At 72.7% G+C, this 16344-nt stretch carries 14 protein-coding genes; 11 read left to right on the forward strand and 3 right to left on the reverse strand.

Going from position 1 to position 16344, the window contains the following annotated elements; translation table 11 throughout:
- Positions 1–47: 47 nt before the first annotated feature.
- From KUM42_RS00150 to KUM42_RS00165, 4 genes are read left to right on the forward strand one after another with little or no spacing between them, the layout of a single operon-like run.
- A complete protein-coding gene (locus tag KUM42_RS00150) occupies positions 48–416 on the forward strand; it encodes a hypothetical protein (protein WP_237494300.1) in 369 nt (122 codons plus the stop codon).
- Complete coding sequence (locus KUM42_RS00155; RefSeq protein WP_237494301.1) at positions 413–1279, forward strand: ScpA family protein; 867 nt, start codon at positions 413–415, stop codon at positions 1277–1279. The genes KUM42_RS00150 and KUM42_RS00155 overlap by 4 nt, the downstream gene beginning before the upstream one ends.
- Positions 1276–2142 (forward strand): SMC-Scp complex subunit ScpB, encoded by an 867-nt coding sequence (scpB, locus tag KUM42_RS00160; protein WP_237494302.1) that lies wholly within the window; start codon positions 1276–1278, stop codon positions 2140–2142. The genes KUM42_RS00155 and scpB overlap by 4 nt, the downstream gene beginning before the upstream one ends.
- Positions 2143–2195: 53 nt before the next feature.
- Positions 2196–3038, forward strand: a complete 843-nt coding sequence (locus tag KUM42_RS00165) for a pseudouridine synthase (protein ID WP_237494303.1) — start codon at positions 2196–2198, stop codon at positions 3036–3038.
- A gap of 123 nt (positions 3039–3161) precedes the next feature.
- On the opposite strand, the gene KUM42_RS00170 is transcribed toward KUM42_RS00165, so the two are convergent.
- Together KUM42_RS00170 and KUM42_RS00175 are read right to left on the reverse strand one after the other, a co-directional pair.
- Entirely contained in the window at positions 3162–5543 is a 2382-nt protein-coding gene (locus KUM42_RS00170; RefSeq protein ID WP_237494304.1) for a glycoside hydrolase family 3 N-terminal domain-containing protein, read from the reverse strand.
- 107 nt (positions 5544–5650) lie between these two features.
- On the reverse strand, positions 5651–6649 hold the full coding sequence (locus KUM42_RS00175; protein WP_237494305.1) for a LacI family DNA-binding transcriptional regulator: 999 nt from the start codon (positions 6647–6649) through the stop codon (positions 5651–5653).
- Positions 6650–6959: 310 nt separating this feature from the next.
- Here KUM42_RS00175 and KUM42_RS00180 point away from each other — a divergent pair, with 310 nt between their 5' ends.
- The 3 genes from KUM42_RS00180 (at position 6960) to KUM42_RS00190 (ending at position 10120) form a co-directional block, all read left to right on the forward strand.
- The gene (locus tag KUM42_RS00180; RefSeq protein WP_237494306.1) at positions 6960–8291 is read left to right on the forward strand and encodes an ABC transporter substrate-binding protein; all 1332 of its coding nucleotides are present in this window, start codon (positions 6960–6962) and stop codon (positions 8289–8291) included.
- 81 nt (positions 8292–8372) lie between these two features.
- Positions 8373–9212, forward strand: a complete 840-nt coding sequence (locus KUM42_RS00185; protein WP_237494307.1) for a carbohydrate ABC transporter permease — start codon at positions 8373–8375, stop codon at positions 9210–9212.
- Positions 9209–10120 carry a carbohydrate ABC transporter permease gene (locus tag KUM42_RS00190; RefSeq protein ID WP_237494308.1) on the forward strand — a complete coding sequence of 304 codons (912 nt, stop codon included), beginning with the start codon at positions 9209–9211 and terminating at the stop codon, positions 10118–10120. Before KUM42_RS00185 ends, KUM42_RS00190 begins: the two co-directional genes overlap by 4 nt.
- Before the next feature lie 22 nt (positions 10121–10142).
- Here KUM42_RS00190 and KUM42_RS00195 read toward each other — a convergent pair whose 3' ends face one another.
- Positions 10143–11345, reverse strand: a complete 1203-nt coding sequence (locus tag KUM42_RS00195; RefSeq protein WP_237494309.1) for an ROK family transcriptional regulator — start codon at positions 11343–11345, stop codon at positions 10143–10145.
- A 108-nt stretch (positions 11346–11453) separates the two neighbouring features.
- Here KUM42_RS00195 and xylA point away from each other — a divergent pair, with 108 nt between their 5' ends.
- The 4 genes from xylA to KUM42_RS00215 all read left to right on the forward strand — a co-directional run bounded on the left by xylA (position 11454) and on the right by KUM42_RS00215 (position 16203).
- The gene (xylA, locus tag KUM42_RS00200) at positions 11454–12641 is read left to right on the forward strand and encodes a xylose isomerase (RefSeq protein ID WP_237494310.1); all 1188 of its coding nucleotides are present in this window, start codon (positions 11454–11456) and stop codon (positions 12639–12641) included.
- A 37-nt stretch (positions 12642–12678) separates the two neighbouring features.
- Positions 12679–14109 carry a xylulokinase gene (gene xylB, locus KUM42_RS00205; protein ID WP_237494311.1) on the forward strand — a complete coding sequence of 477 codons (1431 nt, stop codon included), beginning with the start codon at positions 12679–12681 and terminating at the stop codon, positions 14107–14109.
- 106 nt (positions 14110–14215) lie between these two features.
- Complete coding sequence (locus KUM42_RS00210) at positions 14216–15289, forward strand: ABC transporter ATP-binding protein (RefSeq protein ID WP_237494312.1); 1074 nt, start codon at positions 14216–14218, stop codon at positions 15287–15289.
- A complete protein-coding gene (locus tag KUM42_RS00215) occupies positions 15286–16203 on the forward strand; it encodes an aldose 1-epimerase family protein (protein WP_237494313.1) in 918 nt (305 codons plus the stop codon). The genes KUM42_RS00210 and KUM42_RS00215 overlap by 4 nt, the downstream gene beginning before the upstream one ends.
- Positions 16204–16344: the final 141 nt, after the last annotated feature.

Raw genomic sequence — 16344 nt, forward strand, 5'->3', positions numbered from 1 at the left:
GCCAGTCGCCGATGATCAACCGCCCGGTGCGGCTCTACGCTGGAGGCGTGCCCGGACTGCCCTACGTCGAGGAGCTGGTCCGCCGGCTGCAGCTGGACATGGACGGGCGGCAGTTGGACGTCGAGTACGGCTCGCCCCGCACGGTGACGCTGAGCTGGCCGCACCGGCAGGAGCCCCACCGCGTGACCCTGGTGGTCAGTGAACCGGACCTCGCTTCCGCCATCGCCGCGATCGGCCCTGCTGCCCAGGAGCTGATCTGGCCGGAGTGCACGGCCGACGACGCCGGGTTCAACCACCTGCTGGTGAACCTGGACGAGCTGGTGGGCACCTACGACACCTCCGAGCCGGTGCGGATCACCGCAGACGGGCTGCAGTGGCCCGGCCGCCGGTCCCACCACCGCGGGCACCGGCGATGACGGCGACCGCGGCGGTGCCGGAGGTGGGCACGGGGCGGTTCACCGTCCGGCTCTCGAACTTCGAGGGGCCGTTCGACCTGCTGCTGCAGCTGATCGGCCGGCACAAGCTCGACGTCACCGAGATCGCGCTGTCGGTGGTCACCGACGAGTTCATCGCCCACCTGCACGACCTGTCCGACGAGCTGCACCTGGACCAGGCCAGCGAGTTCCTCGTCGTGGCCGCCACCCTGCTCGACCTCAAGGCCGCCCGGCTGCTGCCCGCCGCCGACGTCGAGGACCCCGACGACCTCGACGTCCTGGAGGCCCGCGACCTGCTGTTCGCCCGGCTGCTGCAGTACCGGGCCTACAAGCAGGCCGCCGCCTTCCTCCGCACCCGCGAGGCCGAGGCCGCCCGCCGGTACGCCCGCGACGCCGGCCTCGAGCCGCGGTTCGCCGAGCTGCTGCCCGAGGTGCTGCTCGGCGTCACGCCGGAGCAGTTCGCCGCGCTGGCCTTCGAGGCGCTCACGCCCAAGCCGCCGCCCACGGTCAGCGTCACCCACCTGCACGCCCCGGCGGTCAGCGTCACCGAGCAGCTGGTCATCGTCCGCAGCCGGGTCGCCGAGGCCGGGACGGCGACCTTCCGGTCGCTGAGCCGCGACTGCGCGCACACCCTCGAGGTCGTCGCCCGGTTCCTCGCGCTGCTGGAGCTCTACCGCCAGCAGCTGGTGACCTTCGACCAGGCGACGCCGCTGGGGGAGCTGCACGTGCACTGGACCGGCCCGGCCCTCGTCGACGGCCGGCTGCCGGACGGTCTGGACCTGCACGTGCCCGACGACCTGGACACGAACCCGGACCTGGACGGGACGCCGGAGGACCTGTCGTGACCGACGAGCCGTCCGCCCCGCGCCCGTTCTCCTGGGACGCCGTGGTCGCCGAGGTGGCCGCCGGGCTGGCCGAGGGGGAGGCCGAGGGCACCGGCGCGGAGCAGAGCTGGGACGCCGTGGCCGCCCGGCTGGCCGCGGAGTTCGGCCGGCCCGGCACCGGCCCGGACGCGGCGGGGACACCGTCGACGCGCGTGCTGGGCCGGGCGCCGGCCGATCCGCCGGTCGAGCTGGTCGTCGTCCCCGAGCCCGAGGCGGCCGTCGAGGAGACCGTCACCCCGGTCCAGGAGGAGCTGCCCTGGGACGGCACCCCCGTGGACGACGCCGACCTGCGCGGCGGGCTGGAGGCGCTGCTGTTCGTCACCGACTCCCCGCTGGACGAGCCGTCGCTGGCTGCGGCGCTGCAGTCCCCGCTCGCCCGGGTGCGGGCGGAGCTGGCCGCGCTGGCCGCCAGCTACGACCAGCGCCGGGCGGGCATCGTGCTGCGCCGGGTGGGGGAGGGGTGGCGGCTCTACACCCGGGAGGAGCACGCTCCGGTCGTCGAGCGCCACCTGCTCGAGGGGCAGCGCAGCCGGCTGACCCAGGCCGCGCTGGAGACCCTCGCGGTGATCGCCTACCGGCAGCCGGTGACCCGCGCCCGGGTCTCGGCCATCCGCGGGGTCGGGGTGGACGCCGTCGTGCGCACACTCACCGCCCGCGGGCTGATCCGCGAGGCCGGGTCCGACCCCGACACCGGGGGCGGGCTGTACGTGACCACGCCGCTGTTCCTCGAACGGCTCGGGCTCACCGGCCTCGACGAGCTGCCCGAGCTCGCCCCGCTGCTGCCCGACACCCGCACCCTGCTCGACGAGCACCCCGACAGCTGACCGCGGGCGCCGGGCGGTAGGAGCACCGCCGCGCAGGTGGGAGACTGGAGGGGATGGACACGACTGCAGACGACACTCCCACCACCTCCGGCGGTGAGGGCTGGTCCGAGGACATGGAGCTCGCACCGATCCGCCCGGGTGACGTCGAGGAGCCCGAGCACGACGACGACAGCCCCGGCGAGCGGCTGCAGAAGGTGCTGGCCCGGGCCGGGGTCGGCTCCCGGCGCGTCTCCGAGGACATGATCGACGCCGGCCGGATCAGCGTGAACGGCCAGGTCGTGCGGGTGCAGGGCATGCGCGTGGACCCCGACACCGCGGTCATCGCGGTCGACGGGCGGCGGGTCGACATCCGCAACGACAAGGTCACCTACGCGATGAACAAGCCCGTCGGCATCATCACCTCGATGAGCGACGACCGGAACCGCCCGACCGTCGGGGACATGATCGGTGACCTCGCCGCCGGGCTGACCCACGTCGGCCGCCTCGACCAGGACACCGAGGGCCTGCTGCTGCTCACCACGGACGGCGAGCTCGCCCACCGCCTCACCCACCCGTCCTACCTGGTGACCAAGACCTACCTGGCCCAGGTCACCGGCTCGGTGCCGCGCGACCTGCACCGCACCCTGCGCAAGGGCATCGAGCTGGAGGACGGCCCGGTCGCGGTCGACTCCTTCCACGTCGTCGACGCCCACGCCGGCCAGTCCGTGGTCGAGGTCGTGCTGCACGAGGGCCGCAAGCACATCGTCCGCCGGCTGCTGGCCGAGGTGAACCTGCCGGTCACCCGGCTGACCCGCACCGCCATCGGGCCGATCGAGCTGGCCCGGATGCGCACCGGCACCATCCGCAAGCTCACCCGCACCGAGGTCGGCGCCCTCCACGAGCTCGTCGGCATGTAGAAGGACCCCCTTGCCCCCCACCACACGCTCCGCGTGCGGCGGGGCCCTGCAGGAGGGCCGAGAACGCAACCGGCCGGCGTCCCCTCGCGGGGACGCCGGCCGGTGTGCGTTGCGGGGGGCCGCTTACAGCGCGGTGACCTCGACCGGGGTGGTGAGGACGCGGTCCACGCCGACGACGCGGTCGGGGCCGGTGACGCGGACGGTGGTCTCCAGCGGCAGGTCGGTGCTCGACGTGCCGACCTTGAGCACCAGGTCACCGGACTCGACGATGCGGGTCAGCTCCCGGCCGGTGAACGACGTCCGGTCGGCGTGCAGCGTGAACGAGACGCGGGCGCCCGCGCCGGCGGCCAGCTCGACCCGGGCGAAGCCGGCGAGCTGGGTGACCGGGCGCACGACGCTGGCGACCGGGTCGTGCAGGTAGAGCTGCACGACCTGGGCGCCGTCCCGCTCCCCGGTGTTGCGCACCGTCGCCGAGACCGTGACCGAGCCGTCGGTGGCCAGCTCCCCGGTCGCCGTGCCGTCGGCGCCGGCGACCTGCAGGTCGCCGAGCTCGAAGGACGTGTAGGACAGGCCGTGCCCGAACGGGAAGGCCGGCGTCGGGTCGGCGGAGCTGATCCCGCTGTGGGCGCCCAGGATCGGGTGCAGGTAGGTGGCCGGCGAGCCGCCGGGGGTGGCCGGCACCGAGACCGGCAGCCGCCCGGAGGGGTTGACCCGCCCGCTGAGCACACCGGCGACCGCGCCGGCGCCCTCCTCGCCCGGGAAGAAGGCCTGCACGATGGCCGCGGCCCGGTCGACGACCGCGCCGAGGGCGTAGGGGCGGCCGGTGAGCAGCACGACCACGACCGGCTTGCCGGTCTCCAGCAGGGCCTCGAGCAGCTCGCCCTGCAGGCCCGGCAGGCTGAGGTCGTCGGCGTCGCAGCCCTCACCGGAGGTGCCGCGGCCGAACAGACCCGCGACGTCGCCGAGGACGGCGAGGACGACGTCGGACCCACCGGCGACGCGCACTGCCTCGGCGATGCCGCTGCGGTCCAGCTCCTGCACGGGGACGCCCTGGGCGGTGGTGACCTCGGCGTCGGGGAACTCGGTGCGCACGGCGTCCAGCAGGGTGGGGAGCTCGATGCCCAGCGGCATGTCCGGGTGCTGCACGCCCACGTGGTTCGGGAAGGCGTAGCAGCCCATCAGCGACAGCACCTCGTCGGCGGCGGGACCGACGACGGCGAGCTTCGCCGGCGACTGCAGCGGCAGCACCGAGGCGCGGTTGTCCAGCAGGACGACGGAACGCTCGGCCAGCGTGCGGGCCAGCGCACGCATGTGCGGCGGGTCGAAGTCCAGGCTCTCGGGGGCGTCCCGCAGCGCCGCGGGCTCGGGGTCCCAGCCGGCGTCCAGCAGGCCCAGCTCGCCCTTCTGCAGCAGCACCCGCTCCAGCGCCCGGTCGATGACGTCCATGCCGACCTCGCCGGAGCGGATGCGCTCCAGCAGCGGCTCGCCGTAGCAGCGCACCGTGGGCAGCTCGACGTCGATGCCGGCCCGCAGCGCCTGCGCGGCGGCGTCACCGGGGGAGGAGGCCACGCCCTGGGTGGTCTCCAGCATGGAGACGGCGAAGTAGTCGGCCACGACGACGCCGTCGAAGCCGAGGGTCTCCCGCAGCAGGCCCGTCATGAGCGCGGGGTCCGCGGCCGGGGGCAGGCCGTCGACGGCGGCGTAGGAGTTCATCACCGAGCGGGCACCGCCCTCGCGCAGTGCGGTCTCGAACGGGGGGAGCACGATGTCGGCGAAGTCGCGGGGGCCCAGCCGCACCGGGGCGTGGTTGCGGCCCGAGCCCGAGCCCGAGTACCCGGCGAAGTGCTTGAGCGTGGCGACGATCCCGGAGCTCTCCAGCCCGCGGGTGTACGCCGAGCCGAGGACGGCGACGAGGTAGGGGTCCTCGCTGATGGTCTCCTCGGTGCGGCCCCAGCGGTGGTCGAAGCTCACGTCGAGCACCGGGGACAGGCCCTGGTGCACGCCGACCGAGCGCATGAGCTCGCCGATGCCGGCGGCCATGGTCTCCACCGAGGCGGTGTCGAAGGACGCGCCCCAGGCCAGCGGGGTCGGGAAGACGGTGGCCTGCCAGGCGGTGAAGCCGGTCAGGCACTCCTCGTGCGCCACGGCCGGGATGCCCAGGCGGGAGTTGGCCACGAGGTCGCGCTGGGTCTGGGCGAGGACACGGGCGCCGGTGAGCGGCTCGACCGGGCCGGTGCCGAAGACGCGGGTGAGCTGCCCGAGGCCGGGCTTGGTCAGCTCCTCCCACGGCGGGAGCGGCTCGGAGAACTCGTGCTGGTTGGGGGCCACCTCCTCGCCGTCGGAGATCGTCGTCCAGATGCCGTAGAGCTGGGCGACCTTCTCCTCGAGGGTCATCACGTCCATCAGGGCGCGGACGCGCTCGGGCAGCGGGCGTGCCGGGTCGGCCCACACGTCGGCGGCGGGGGCAGCCGGGTCGTGGTCGGACGAGGACGGTGACGAGGTCACGGGACGGGCTCCTGGGTCGGTTCGGGCGCCGGTTCGGGCGCGGGCTGGTCGCCGGTGTCGGCGCCGGGAGAGGGGGACGGGGGTGGCGGAGGGGTGCAGGCCGCGGGTCAGCGGCGCGGGGGAGCGGTGGAGGCGCGGGTCACCAGGTGGGTGGCCAGCTCCATGCGCTGGCTGCCGAGGACCTCGCCGTTGATCAGGTCGTGCAGCATCCGGCCGGCCATCCGCCCCATGTCGGCCAGCGGCTGGCGCACGGTGGTCAGCGGAGGAGAGGACCAGCGGGCCATCGGCAGGTCGTCGAAGCCGACGACGCTGAGGTCGTCGGGCACGGAGAGCCCGGCCTGGCGGGCGGCCTCCATGACGCCGAAGGCCTGCTCGTCGCTGCCGGCGAAGACCGCCGTCGGCGGGTCGGGCAGGGCCAGCAGCGCCTTCGCCTGGTCGTAGCCGCCCTGGTGCCGGAAGGTGCCGTGCACGACCAGTGCGGGGTCGACGGCGATGCCGGCGCGCTCGAGCGCGGCCCGGTAGCCGTCGATGCGCGCCCGGCTGCACAGGTAGGCCTGCGGCCCCCCGACGACGGCGATGCGCCGGTGGCCCAGCTCGACCAGGTGCTCGGTGGCTGCCAGCCCGCCGGCCCAGTTGGTCGCCCCGACGCTGGGGACGTCCTGCCCGGGCATGTCGACCGGGTCGATGACGACGACGGGCAGCTTGGAGCGGCCCAGCCGGCGCTGGTCGGCGGGGGTGAGCCGGGAGGTGACGACGAGCGCGCCGCGGCGACCGCCGGCGACCAGTGCCTGCACCCAGTCGACGTCCGACGTGCGGCTCTGCGAGGAGACCACCACCTCCAGGCCGCTCTCGGTCACACCGCGGAGGATCTCCACCGCCCAGGGGCTGTCGAGTGCGGTGAAGACGACGTCGACGAGCACGTCCTCGGGCGGGCGGCGGGTCACCGGGACGTAGTTGTGCTGCTCCAGCAGTGCCTGCACGTGCGCGCGGGTGGCGGGGGCGACGTCGGTCTTGCCGTTGACCACCTTGGACACGGTGGGCAGCGAGACCCCGGCGGCCGCGGCGATGGACGCCAGCGTCGGTCGGCCCAGCTGGTGCGGTGGCACTGGACGGCCTCCCGGGTCCGTGTGGCGGTGGCGGCTGGCGCACGAGCCTGCCCCCGGACGGACCGGTGCGGTCAGGCCGGCGTCGCTGTCGGCGTGACGCGGACGTTATCGAAAGTTTCGGTGATTGGGTAGTCGCCAGGCCCGTCGAGCGCCCTGTTCGCGGGCCGGCCGGGGCGCCGGAAGGTCACGATCAGGACACGGCGCCGTAGGTCTGGCGGGACCGTTGACAGGTGCCGGTGACGTGGCTTACGTTCTCGCAACTGCTCGAAACTTTCGGTTTTCAACGACGAAACAGGAAGGTGGCGGTGGGATGTCCCCCCGGCGTCTGACCAAGGTGGCCGTGTCGGCCACCACCCTTGCTCTGCTCGGCTCGATGGCTGCTTGCGGCTCCGACAACACCGCCGGTGGTTCCGGCGGCGGTGGTGGCGGTGGCGGCGGCACGGCCGACGTGTGGGCCCTGCAGGACACGAACCTCAACCCGATCGAGCAGGCCTCGATCGACCGTTACAACGACGGTGACGGTCCGGGAGCTGCCAAGCTCTCGACCTTCGGCAACGACCCCTACAAGCAGCGGCTGCGCACGGCGATCAACTCGCCGCAGGCCCCCGACGTCTTCTTCAACTGGGGCGGTGGCTCCCTCAAGGAGTACGTCGACGCCGGGAAGATCGAAGACCTCACCCCGATGCTGAACGACAACCCGGACCTGAAGAACGCGTTCCTCCCGAGCGTGCTCGCCGGTGCCGAGATCGACGGCAAGCAGTACGGCTTGCCGATGCGCGGTGTCCAGCCCGTCCTGATGTTCGGCAACCTCGACGTCCTCAAGGCCAACGGCATCAACGAGATGCCCGCCACCTGGGACGACCTGCTCGCCGACGTCGCGACGCTCAAGACCGCCGGCATCAAGACGCCGATCGCGCTGGCCGGTTCGCAGTCGTGGACCGAGCTCATGTGGGCCGAGTACCTGCTCGACCGCGTGGCTGGCCCGGAGAAGTTCCAGGCGATCCGCGACAACGGCGGCTCGGCGTGGAGCGACCCCGACGTCCTGAAGTCCATGCAGATGCTCAAGGACCTCATCGACGCCGGTGCCTTCGGTGCGGCGGAGGACTTCTCCTCCAACAGCTACGACGAGGGCGCCACCAGCCAGATCCTGGCCAACGGCGACGCCGGCTTCCACCTCATGGGCTCGTGGGAGTTCACGAACCAGCTGGGCAACAGCCCCGACTTCGTGAACGGCGGCGGCCTGGGTGTCGCTCCCTTCCCGACCATCTCCGGTGGCAAGGGCGACCCGTCGAACCTGGTCGGCAACGTGTCGAACTTCTACTCGGTGACCAGCGCGTCCCCGAACAAGGAGGCGGCGCTGGAGTACGTCAAGACGGCGCTGACCGACCCGACGTACGTGTCCGACCTGATCAAGGCCGGCGACGTCATGCCGATCGCCGGTGCGCGTGAGCAGCTGGCGGCCGCGGACAACGGTGAGTACCTGACCCAGGTCTACGACCTCACCAGCGACGCGAAGAACTTCCAGCTCTCCTGGGACCAGGACCTGGCTGCCGACCAGGCGTCGAAGATGCTGACCGAGCTCAGCAACCTCTTCCTGGGTCAGCAGACCCCGGAGGGCTTCGTCGCCGCCATGGCAGGCTGATCCGCCGTCCCATCCGCACGCTGACTACACAGAGGACCTGACTTGGCTGCCAAGGGGCGAGAGCGTCCTTCCGGCTGGTACATGGCACCGGTGCTGACCTTCTTCGGGGTCTTCGCCGTCCTGCCCATGGTGCTGGTCGTCTACCTGAGCTTCACCGACTGGGACGGCTTCGGCTTCCCGTCGCTGTCCGGAGGAGGGAACTGGTCCCGACTCCTCGACGACAGCGAGGTGTGGCGCTCGCTGAAGCTGACGCTCGTGTTCATGGTCCTCGGCTGGGTCGTCCAGACCCCGATCGCGATGCTGATCGGGGTCTGGGCGGCCGGGCGTCAGCGCAACCGCGCCGTCCTGAGCTCGATCTTCTTCCTGCCCGTCCTGCTGTCCACCGCCGCGATCGCGCTGCTGTGGAGGTCGGTGCTGGACCCGAACTTCGGTCTCACCCAGCGGCTGCCCTTCCTGGACCAGTTCAACTTCCTGGGCGACCGCACCCTGGTCATCTTCACGGTGGCCTGGGTGCTGACCTGGCAGTACGTCCCGTTCCACACGCTGCTGTACCAATCGGCGGCGCGGGGGATCCCGGTCTCGATCTACGAGGCCGCGACCATCGACGGTGCCGGGCGCTACAAGCAGTTCTTCCGGATCACGCTGCCGCTGCTGCGCTACACGCTCATCACCTCGACCGTGCTGATGCTGGTCGGGTCGGTGACCACCTTCGACACGATCCTGCTGCTCACCAACGGTGGGCCGGGCACGGCGACCCGCATCGCGCCGCTGTACATGTACATCACCGGCTTCTCCGGCTTCGAGTTCGGCTACGCCAGTGCGATCGCGGTGGTGCTGCTGATCGTCGGTGCCGGCCTGTCCCTGCTGGTCACCCAGCTCACCGGGTTCCGCAAGATGTCCAGTCAGCAGGAGGGTCTGTGAGCATCACCCAGTCCGGCGTCCCGATGGCGACGCCGCCGGCCTCGGCCGGCCCCTCGGCCTCGATCACCGGGCCCAAGCGGCGCAAGGTCGGCCGGGAGAAGCCGAACTACCTGGCCGGTGTCCTGTCGGCGATCTGGCTCGTGCTGGTCCTCGTGCCGCTGTACTTCGTGGTCAGCAGCAGCTTCCGCACCCGGCAGGAGTACCTGCGGGACAACCCGCTGAAGCTGCCGAGCGCGCCGACTCTCGACAACTACAAGTCGGTCTTCACCGGCGGGTTCGGCCGGTACTTCTTCAACAACATCGTCGTCACGGTGGGCACGGTCGCCATCGTGGTGCTCCTGGTGGTGCCGGCGGCCTACGCGGTGGCCCGCAACACCTCGCCGATGGTCCAGCGCGGGTTCTCCCTCATGCTGATCGGCCTGGCCGTCCCCGCCCAGGCGGTGATCATCCCGGTATACCTCCTGATCAACCAGCTGCGGCTCTACGACACCCTGCTGGCGGTCATCCTGCCGACGGCGGCCTTCGCGCTGCCGGTGGCGATGCTGGTGATGACCAACAGCCTGCGGGACATCCCCAACGAGCTGTACGAGGCGCAGGTCCTCGACGGGGCCAATGCCCTGCAGACGCTGCGCAACCTGGTGCTCCCGCTGGCCAAGCCGGCGATCACCACGGTCTCGGTCTTCACCGCGCTGGGGGCCTGGAACGGCTTCCTCTTCCCGCTGGTGCTCACCCAGTCCAAGGAGCAGCGCACGCTGACGCTGGGTCTGCAGACGTTCTCCAGCCAGTTCGGCACCAACGTGCCCGGGCTGCTGGCAGCGGTCACGCTGTCGCTGCTGCCGATCTTCTTCGTCTACCTCTTCGGGCGGCGCTACCTGCTCGGCGGCCTGACGGCGGGCTTCGGCAAGTAGCGGCACCTGCTCACCCGGCGCGTCAGCCCAGCTGGCGCGCCGGGTCGGCGAGGACGTCGGCCAGCACCTGGAGGGCGGCGCCGCTGGCACCGGCGGCGGGGGGCCCGGGGACGCCGACCACCCGCGGGCGGCGCCAGCGGGCGGACAGCACCCGGTCGGTGAGGTGCTGCTCCAGTGCCGGGCGGAGCAGGTCGGCCAGCTCGGCGAGGTGGCCACCGAGCACCACGGTCGGGATGCCGACGACGTTCACCACCCCGGCCAGGGCCACGCCCAGGGCCCACGCCCCGGTGTCCAGGGCGGCGACCGCAGCAGGCTCGCCGGCCGCGGCCAGCCGGGCGAGGTCCCCGGGTGGCGTCTCCAGCGGCAGACCCGCGGCCCGCAGCAGGGCGTGCCGGCCGGCGTAGAGCTCCAGGCAGCCGGTGGAACCGCAGCTGCAGGCCGGGCCGGCGGGGTCCACGCACACGTGGCCGACCTCCCCGGCCCAGCCGGAGCTGCCGGTGACCCGGCCGCCCAGGACCACCGCACCACCGATGCCGATCTGACCGGACAGGTACACGACGTCGCGGTGGTGCCCGGGACGCCCGGGCGCCTCCTCGGCGACGGTGCGAGCGGCGAGGTCGGCCTCGTTGCCGAGCCCGAGGTCCAGGCCGGCCGGCAGCGACGGCGTGATCAGGTCCGCCGCGCGCAGGTCCGACCACCCCAGGTTGGGCGCGCGCAGCAGCACGCCCGCCTCGGCGTCCACCACCCCGGGCAGGGCCAGGCCGGCCCCGACCAGGTGGTGGTCGTCCGGCAGTCCGGTGAGGACGTCGGTGGCGAGCGCCCCGAGGGCGGCCAGCGTTGCCGTCGGGTCGGAGTCGCGGTGGTCGCCGTGTTCCACCCGCTCGGCGACCACCCGGCCGCGGAGGTCGAGCACCCGGGCGGCGAGCAGCCCGGCGTCGGCCTGCAGCCCCAGGGCGCTGAACCGGGCGCCGGGCACCAGCGGGGTGGCGGGGCGACCGCGGCCGTGGGGCGCCTCGCGCTCGACCTCGTCCAGCAGGCCACCGGCCACCAGCTCGTCGGCCAGCCGGGCGGCCGTCGCCCGGGTGACCCCGGTCAGGCCGGCGATGTCGGCGCGGGACAGCGGCCCCTCGGCAGCGCACACCGTACGCAGCACCAGGCCGAGGTTCGCCGTCCGGACGGTGGACTGGCGGGCACTGCTCGACACCCCGGTCAGTCGCTGCGTCATGGCTTGAGATTAGCCGTCCCCTGCATTATGTTTCGCGACAGAACAAAAGATCGTCCGGGTGGGCGACGCGCTCCTGCCCGCCACCCCGACCCCGAGAGGAACTCATCGATGAGCACCCCCCAGGCCACCCCCGCGGACAAGTTCACCTTCGGTCTCTGGACCATCGGCTGGACGGCCCGCGACCCCTTCGGTGACGCCACCCGCGCCGACGTCGACGTCGTCGAGTCCGTGCACAAGCTCGCCGGGATGGGCGCCTACGGCGTCACCTTCCACGACGACGACGTCATCCCCTTCGGCAGCGAGGCCGCTGCGCGCGACAAGGTCATCGCCCGCTTCAAGGGCGCCCTGGACGAGACCGGTCTCAAGGTCCCCATGGTGACCACCAACCTGTTCACCCACCCGGTGTTCAAGGAGGGCGGGCTCACCGCCAACGACCGCGAGGTCCGCCGCTACGCGATGCGCAAGGTCATGCGCAACATGGACCTCGCCGCCGAGCTCGGTGCCGAGACCTACGTCCTGTGGGGTGGCCGCGAGGGCGCCGAGGTCGACATGGCCAAGGACCTGCAGGCCGCCCTCGACCGCTACGCCGAGGCCATCGACACCCTGGCCCAGTACTCCGAGGACCGCGGCTACGGGCTCAAGTTCGCCCTGGAGCCCAAGCCGAACGAGCCCCGCGGCGACATCTTCCTGCCGACCATCGGGCACGCCATCGCCTTCATCAGCAAGCTGCAGCACAAGGACCTGGTCGGGATCAACCCCGAGACCGGCCACGAGCAGATGGCGAACCTGAACTTCACCCACGGCATCGCCGAGGCGATCTGGCTGGGCAAGCTCTTCCACATCGACCTCAACGGCCAGCACGGCCCGAAGTTCGACCAGGACCTGGTCTTCGGCCACGGCGACCTGCTGCAGGCCTTCAGCACCGTCGACCTGCTGGAGAACGGCGGCCTGAACGGCGGCCCGTCCTACACCGGCCCCCGGCACTTCGACTACAAGCCGCTGCGCACCGAGGACATGGACGGCGTGTGGCGTTCGGCCCAGGCCAACATCACCACCTACCTCCTGCTCAAGGAGCGGGCCGCTGCGTTCCGCGCCGACCCGGAGGTCCAGGAGGCCATGGCCGCGGCCCGCGTCGGCGAGCTGAGCACCCCCACCCTCGGTGAGGGCGGCTACCAGGAGCTGCTGGACGACCGTTCTGCGTTCGAGGACTTCGACGCCGACACTGTTGCCCAGCGGGGCGCCGGCGTCGTCCGGCTCGACCAGCTGATGATCGAGCACCTGCTCGGCGCCCGCTGATCCCGCAGTACTGAGCCGTAGCCAGGAGAGGACTGTCGTGACGCTGGTCGCAGGGGTCGATTCGTCGACCCAGTCGTGCAAGGTCGTTGTCCGGGACGCCGAGACCGGTGCCCTGGTCCGGGAGGGCCGGGCGTCGCACCCCGACGGCACCGAGGTCGACCCCGCCGCCTGGGCCGTGGCCCTGGAGACGGCGATCGAGGCGGCGGGCGGCCTGGCCGACGTCGCCGCGGTCGCCGTCGGCGGCCAGCAGCACGGCATGGTCGCCCTGGACGCCGAGGGCGAGGTGGTCCGGGACGCGCTGCTGTGGAACGACACCCGCTCGGCGCAGGCCGCGACCGACCTCATCGCCGAGCTCGGCGAGGGAGAGGCCGGCCGCCGCGCCTGGGCCGAGGCGGTCGGCCTGGTGCCGGTCGCGTCGTTCACGGTGACCAAGCTGCGCTGGCTGGCCGAGCACGAGCCGGCCAACGCCGAGCGCACCGCGGCGGTCTGCCTGCCGCACGACTGGCTCACCTGGAAGCTGGCCGGTGCCACCGGTCTGGACACCCTGGTCACCGACCGCGGTGACGCCAGCGGCACCGGCTACTGGTCCACGCACACCAACGAGTACCGCCCCGACCTGCTCGAGCGCGCGTTCGGCCGCACCCCGGTGCTGCCCCGCGTGCTCGGGCCGGCCGAGCAGGCCGGCACCGTCGCCGGCGGCGCCCTCGGCGCTGCCGGTGGCGCGCTGCTCGGCCCGGGCACCGGCGACAACGCCGCCGCCGCGCTGGGCATCAACGCCGAGCCCGGCGACGTGGTGCTGTCCATCGGCACCTCCGGTGTGGTCTCCACGATCTCCACCACGCCGAGCGCGGACCCCTCCGGCACCGTCGCCGGCTTCGCCGACGCCACCGGCAACTACCTGCCGCTGGTGGTCACGCTCAACGCCGCACGCGTCCTCGACGCCACCGCGCGGCTGCTCGGGGTCGACCACGACGAGCTGTCCCGGCTGGCGCTCACCGCGCCGGCCGGCTCCGGCGGCCTCGTGGTCGTGCCCTACCTCGAGGGCGAGCGCACCCCGGACCGCCCGACGTCCACCGGTGCGGTCCACGGCCTGACCCTGGCGACCTCAGACCCGGCGCACCTGGCCCGGGCCGCGGTCGAGGGGCTGCTCTGCGGCCTGGCCGACGGGCTCGAGGCCATCGCCGCGCTGGGCAACCCGGTCCGCCGGGTGTTCCTCGTCGGTGGCGGCGCCCGCTCGGAGGCCGTGCGCCGGCTGGCGCCGGCCGTCCTCGGGGTGCCGGTGCTCGTGCCGCCGCCGGGGGAGTACGTCGCCGACGGCGCCGCGCGCCAGGCCGCCTGGGTCCTGGCCGGCGGCAGCACGTCGCCGGTGTGGCCGGCCACGAGCACCGAGGTGTTCGAGGCCGACGCCGTCCCGTTCGTGCGCGAGCGGTACGCCGAGGTGCGGGACATGACCGCTGCACGGGTGTGACCTGCACTACCTCAGACGCTCGCGAGCGTGCATGATCTCCACTGCACCACCCCGTCCCACCCACTCGGATCGTCCGGCACGTTCCTGCCGGTAGGAGGACTTCACAATGGCGTCTGTCACCTACGACTCCGCGACCCGTCGCTACCCCGGTTCCGACCGGCCTGCGGTGGACGCGCTCAACCTGACCATCGAGGACGGCGAGTTCCTCGTCCTGGTCGGCCCCTCGGGCTGCGGCAAGTCCACGTCCCTGCGGATGCTCGCCGGCCTGGAGGACATCGACGAGGGCGCGATCCTCATCGGTGGGCGTGACGTCACCGACGTCGCCGCCAAGGACCGCGACATCGCGATGGTGTTCCAGAACTACGCGCTGTACCCGCACATGACCGTCGCCGACAACATGGGCTTCGGGCTGCGCATGGCCGGCGTCAACAAGAGCGAGATCAGCACCCGGGTCCGCGACGCGGCCAAGCTGCTGGACCTCGAGCCCTACCTGGACCGCAAGCCCAAGGCGCTCTCCGGTGGCCAGCGCCAGCGCGTGGCCATGGGCCGGGCGATCGTGCGCTCCCCGCAGGTCTTCCTCATGGACGAGCCGCTGTCGAACCTCGACGCCAAGCTGCGCGTGCAGACCCGCACCCAGATCGCCCAGCTGCAGCGCCGGCTCCAGGTCACCACGGTCTACGTCACCCACGACCAGGTCGAGGCCATGACCATGGGCGACCGGGTCGCGGTGCTCAAGGACGGTCTGCTGATGCAGGTCGGCAAGCCCCGCGAGCTCTACGACCACCCGAAGAACGTCTTCGTGGCCGGCTTCATCGGCTCCCCGGCGATGAACCTGTTCAACCTCGACCAGACCGACGGCGGCGTCTCCTTCGGCAACACCGTCTACCCGGTGGGCCGCGACGTGCTGGGCCAGGCCGGTGGCAAGGAGGTCGTGGTCGGCGTCCGTCCCGAGGACCTGGACATCGCCGACAACGGCCTGCCGATCGAGGTCGACGTCGTCGAGGAGCTGGGTGCCGACGCCTACATCTACGGCCGCACCCTGGTCGGCAACGGCGAGCAGCAGATCATCGCCCGCGTCGACGGGCGTCGTCCTCCGCTGAAGGGCGACCGGCTCTCGGTCGTGCCCCGGTCGGGTCACGTCCACCTGTTCGACCAGGCCAGCGGCGAGCGCCTCGGGTGAGCGTCCTGCCCACCGGCGAGCAGTTCACGCTGCGGTCGGCCGGTGCCGAGGTCGTCGTCACGGAGGTCGGCGGCGGCCTGCGCAGCTACCGCGCCGGTGGGCGGGACCTGGTCGACGGCTTCGGCGAGCAGGACATGGCCCCCAACGCGCGGGGCCATGTCCTGGCGCCCTGGCCGAACCGGCTGCGCGACGGCCGCTACGTCTGGGACGGCGAGGAGAACGAGACGCCGATCTCGGAGTCCGAGACGCACAACGCCATCCACGGGCTGGTGCGCTTCGTGGCCTGGCAGGTCGTGGAGCGCACCAGTGAGCGGGTCGAGCTGGAGCACCTGCTGCACCCCCAGCCCGGATACCCGTTCACCCTGCGGCTGCGGATCGCCTACGAGCTCACCGAGGCCGGGTTGCGGGTGCAGACCACCGCGACCAACGAGGGCGACCAGGCGCTGCCCTACGGGGAGGGGCACCACCCCTACCTGGCGGCCGGTGCCGGGCTGCACGTCGACGACTGCGTGCTGATCGCTCCCGGCGCCACCCGGCTGGAGACCGACGAGCGGGCCATCCCGACCGGCGCGGTCGACGTCGCCGGGACGCGCTACGACCTGCGGGCCGGGGACAAGATCGGTGACCTGCTCATCGACCACGCCTTCACCGACCTCGAGCGGGACGACGACGGGCTGGCCTGGGTGCGGCTGACCGGGCCCGACGGCCGGGGCGCGGCGGTGTGGATGGACCGCGCCTACGGCTACCTGCAGCTGTTCACCGGCGACGTGGTGCCCGAGCCACGGCGCCGTCAGGGGCTGGCGGTCGAGCCGATGACCTGCCCGCCCAACGCGTTCGCCACCGGTGAGGCCGTGCTGCGGCTCGAGCCGGGGGAGTCGACGACGGCCGCGTGGGGGATCACCCCGCTCGGCTGACAGCTGCCCGTCCCGGTGCCCGGGTCACGACCTCCGCGAGAGGTCGGGACCCGGGCACCTGCCGTCTGGCGCGGTGGGTGGCGCGGGCTCCCTAGACTCGACCGAGGTGCCCGGCGATCCGGGTGCTGCGTCGATCGAGGA

It is taken from the genome of Modestobacter sp. L9-4, assembly GCF_019112525.1.
GTDB lineage: Bacteria > Actinomycetota > Actinomycetes > Mycobacteriales > Geodermatophilaceae > Modestobacter.

Coding starts and splice junctions, on each gene's coding strand:
- KUM42_RS00165 (WP_237494303.1), top strand. CDS start 2,196: ATGGACACGACTGCAGACGACACTCCCACCACCTCCGGCGGTGAGGGC.
- KUM42_RS00155 (WP_237494301.1), top strand. CDS start 413: ATGACGGCGACCGCGGCGGTGCCGGAGGTGGGCACGGGGCGGTTCACC.
- KUM42_RS00210 (WP_237494312.1), top strand. CDS start 14,216: ATGGCGTCTGTCACCTACGACTCCGCGACCCGTCGCTACCCCGGTTCC.
- KUM42_RS00185 (WP_237494307.1), top strand. CDS start 8,373: ATGGCACCGGTGCTGACCTTCTTCGGGGTCTTCGCCGTCCTGCCCATG.
- xylA (WP_237494310.1), top strand. CDS start 11,454: ATGAGCACCCCCCAGGCCACCCCCGCGGACAAGTTCACCTTCGGTCTC.
- KUM42_RS00180 (WP_237494306.1), top strand. CDS start 6,960: ATGTCCCCCCGGCGTCTGACCAAGGTGGCCGTGTCGGCCACCACCCTT.
- KUM42_RS00195 (WP_237494309.1), bottom strand. CDS start 11,345: ATGACGCAGCGACTGACCGGGGTGTCGAGCAGTGCCCGCCAGTCCACC.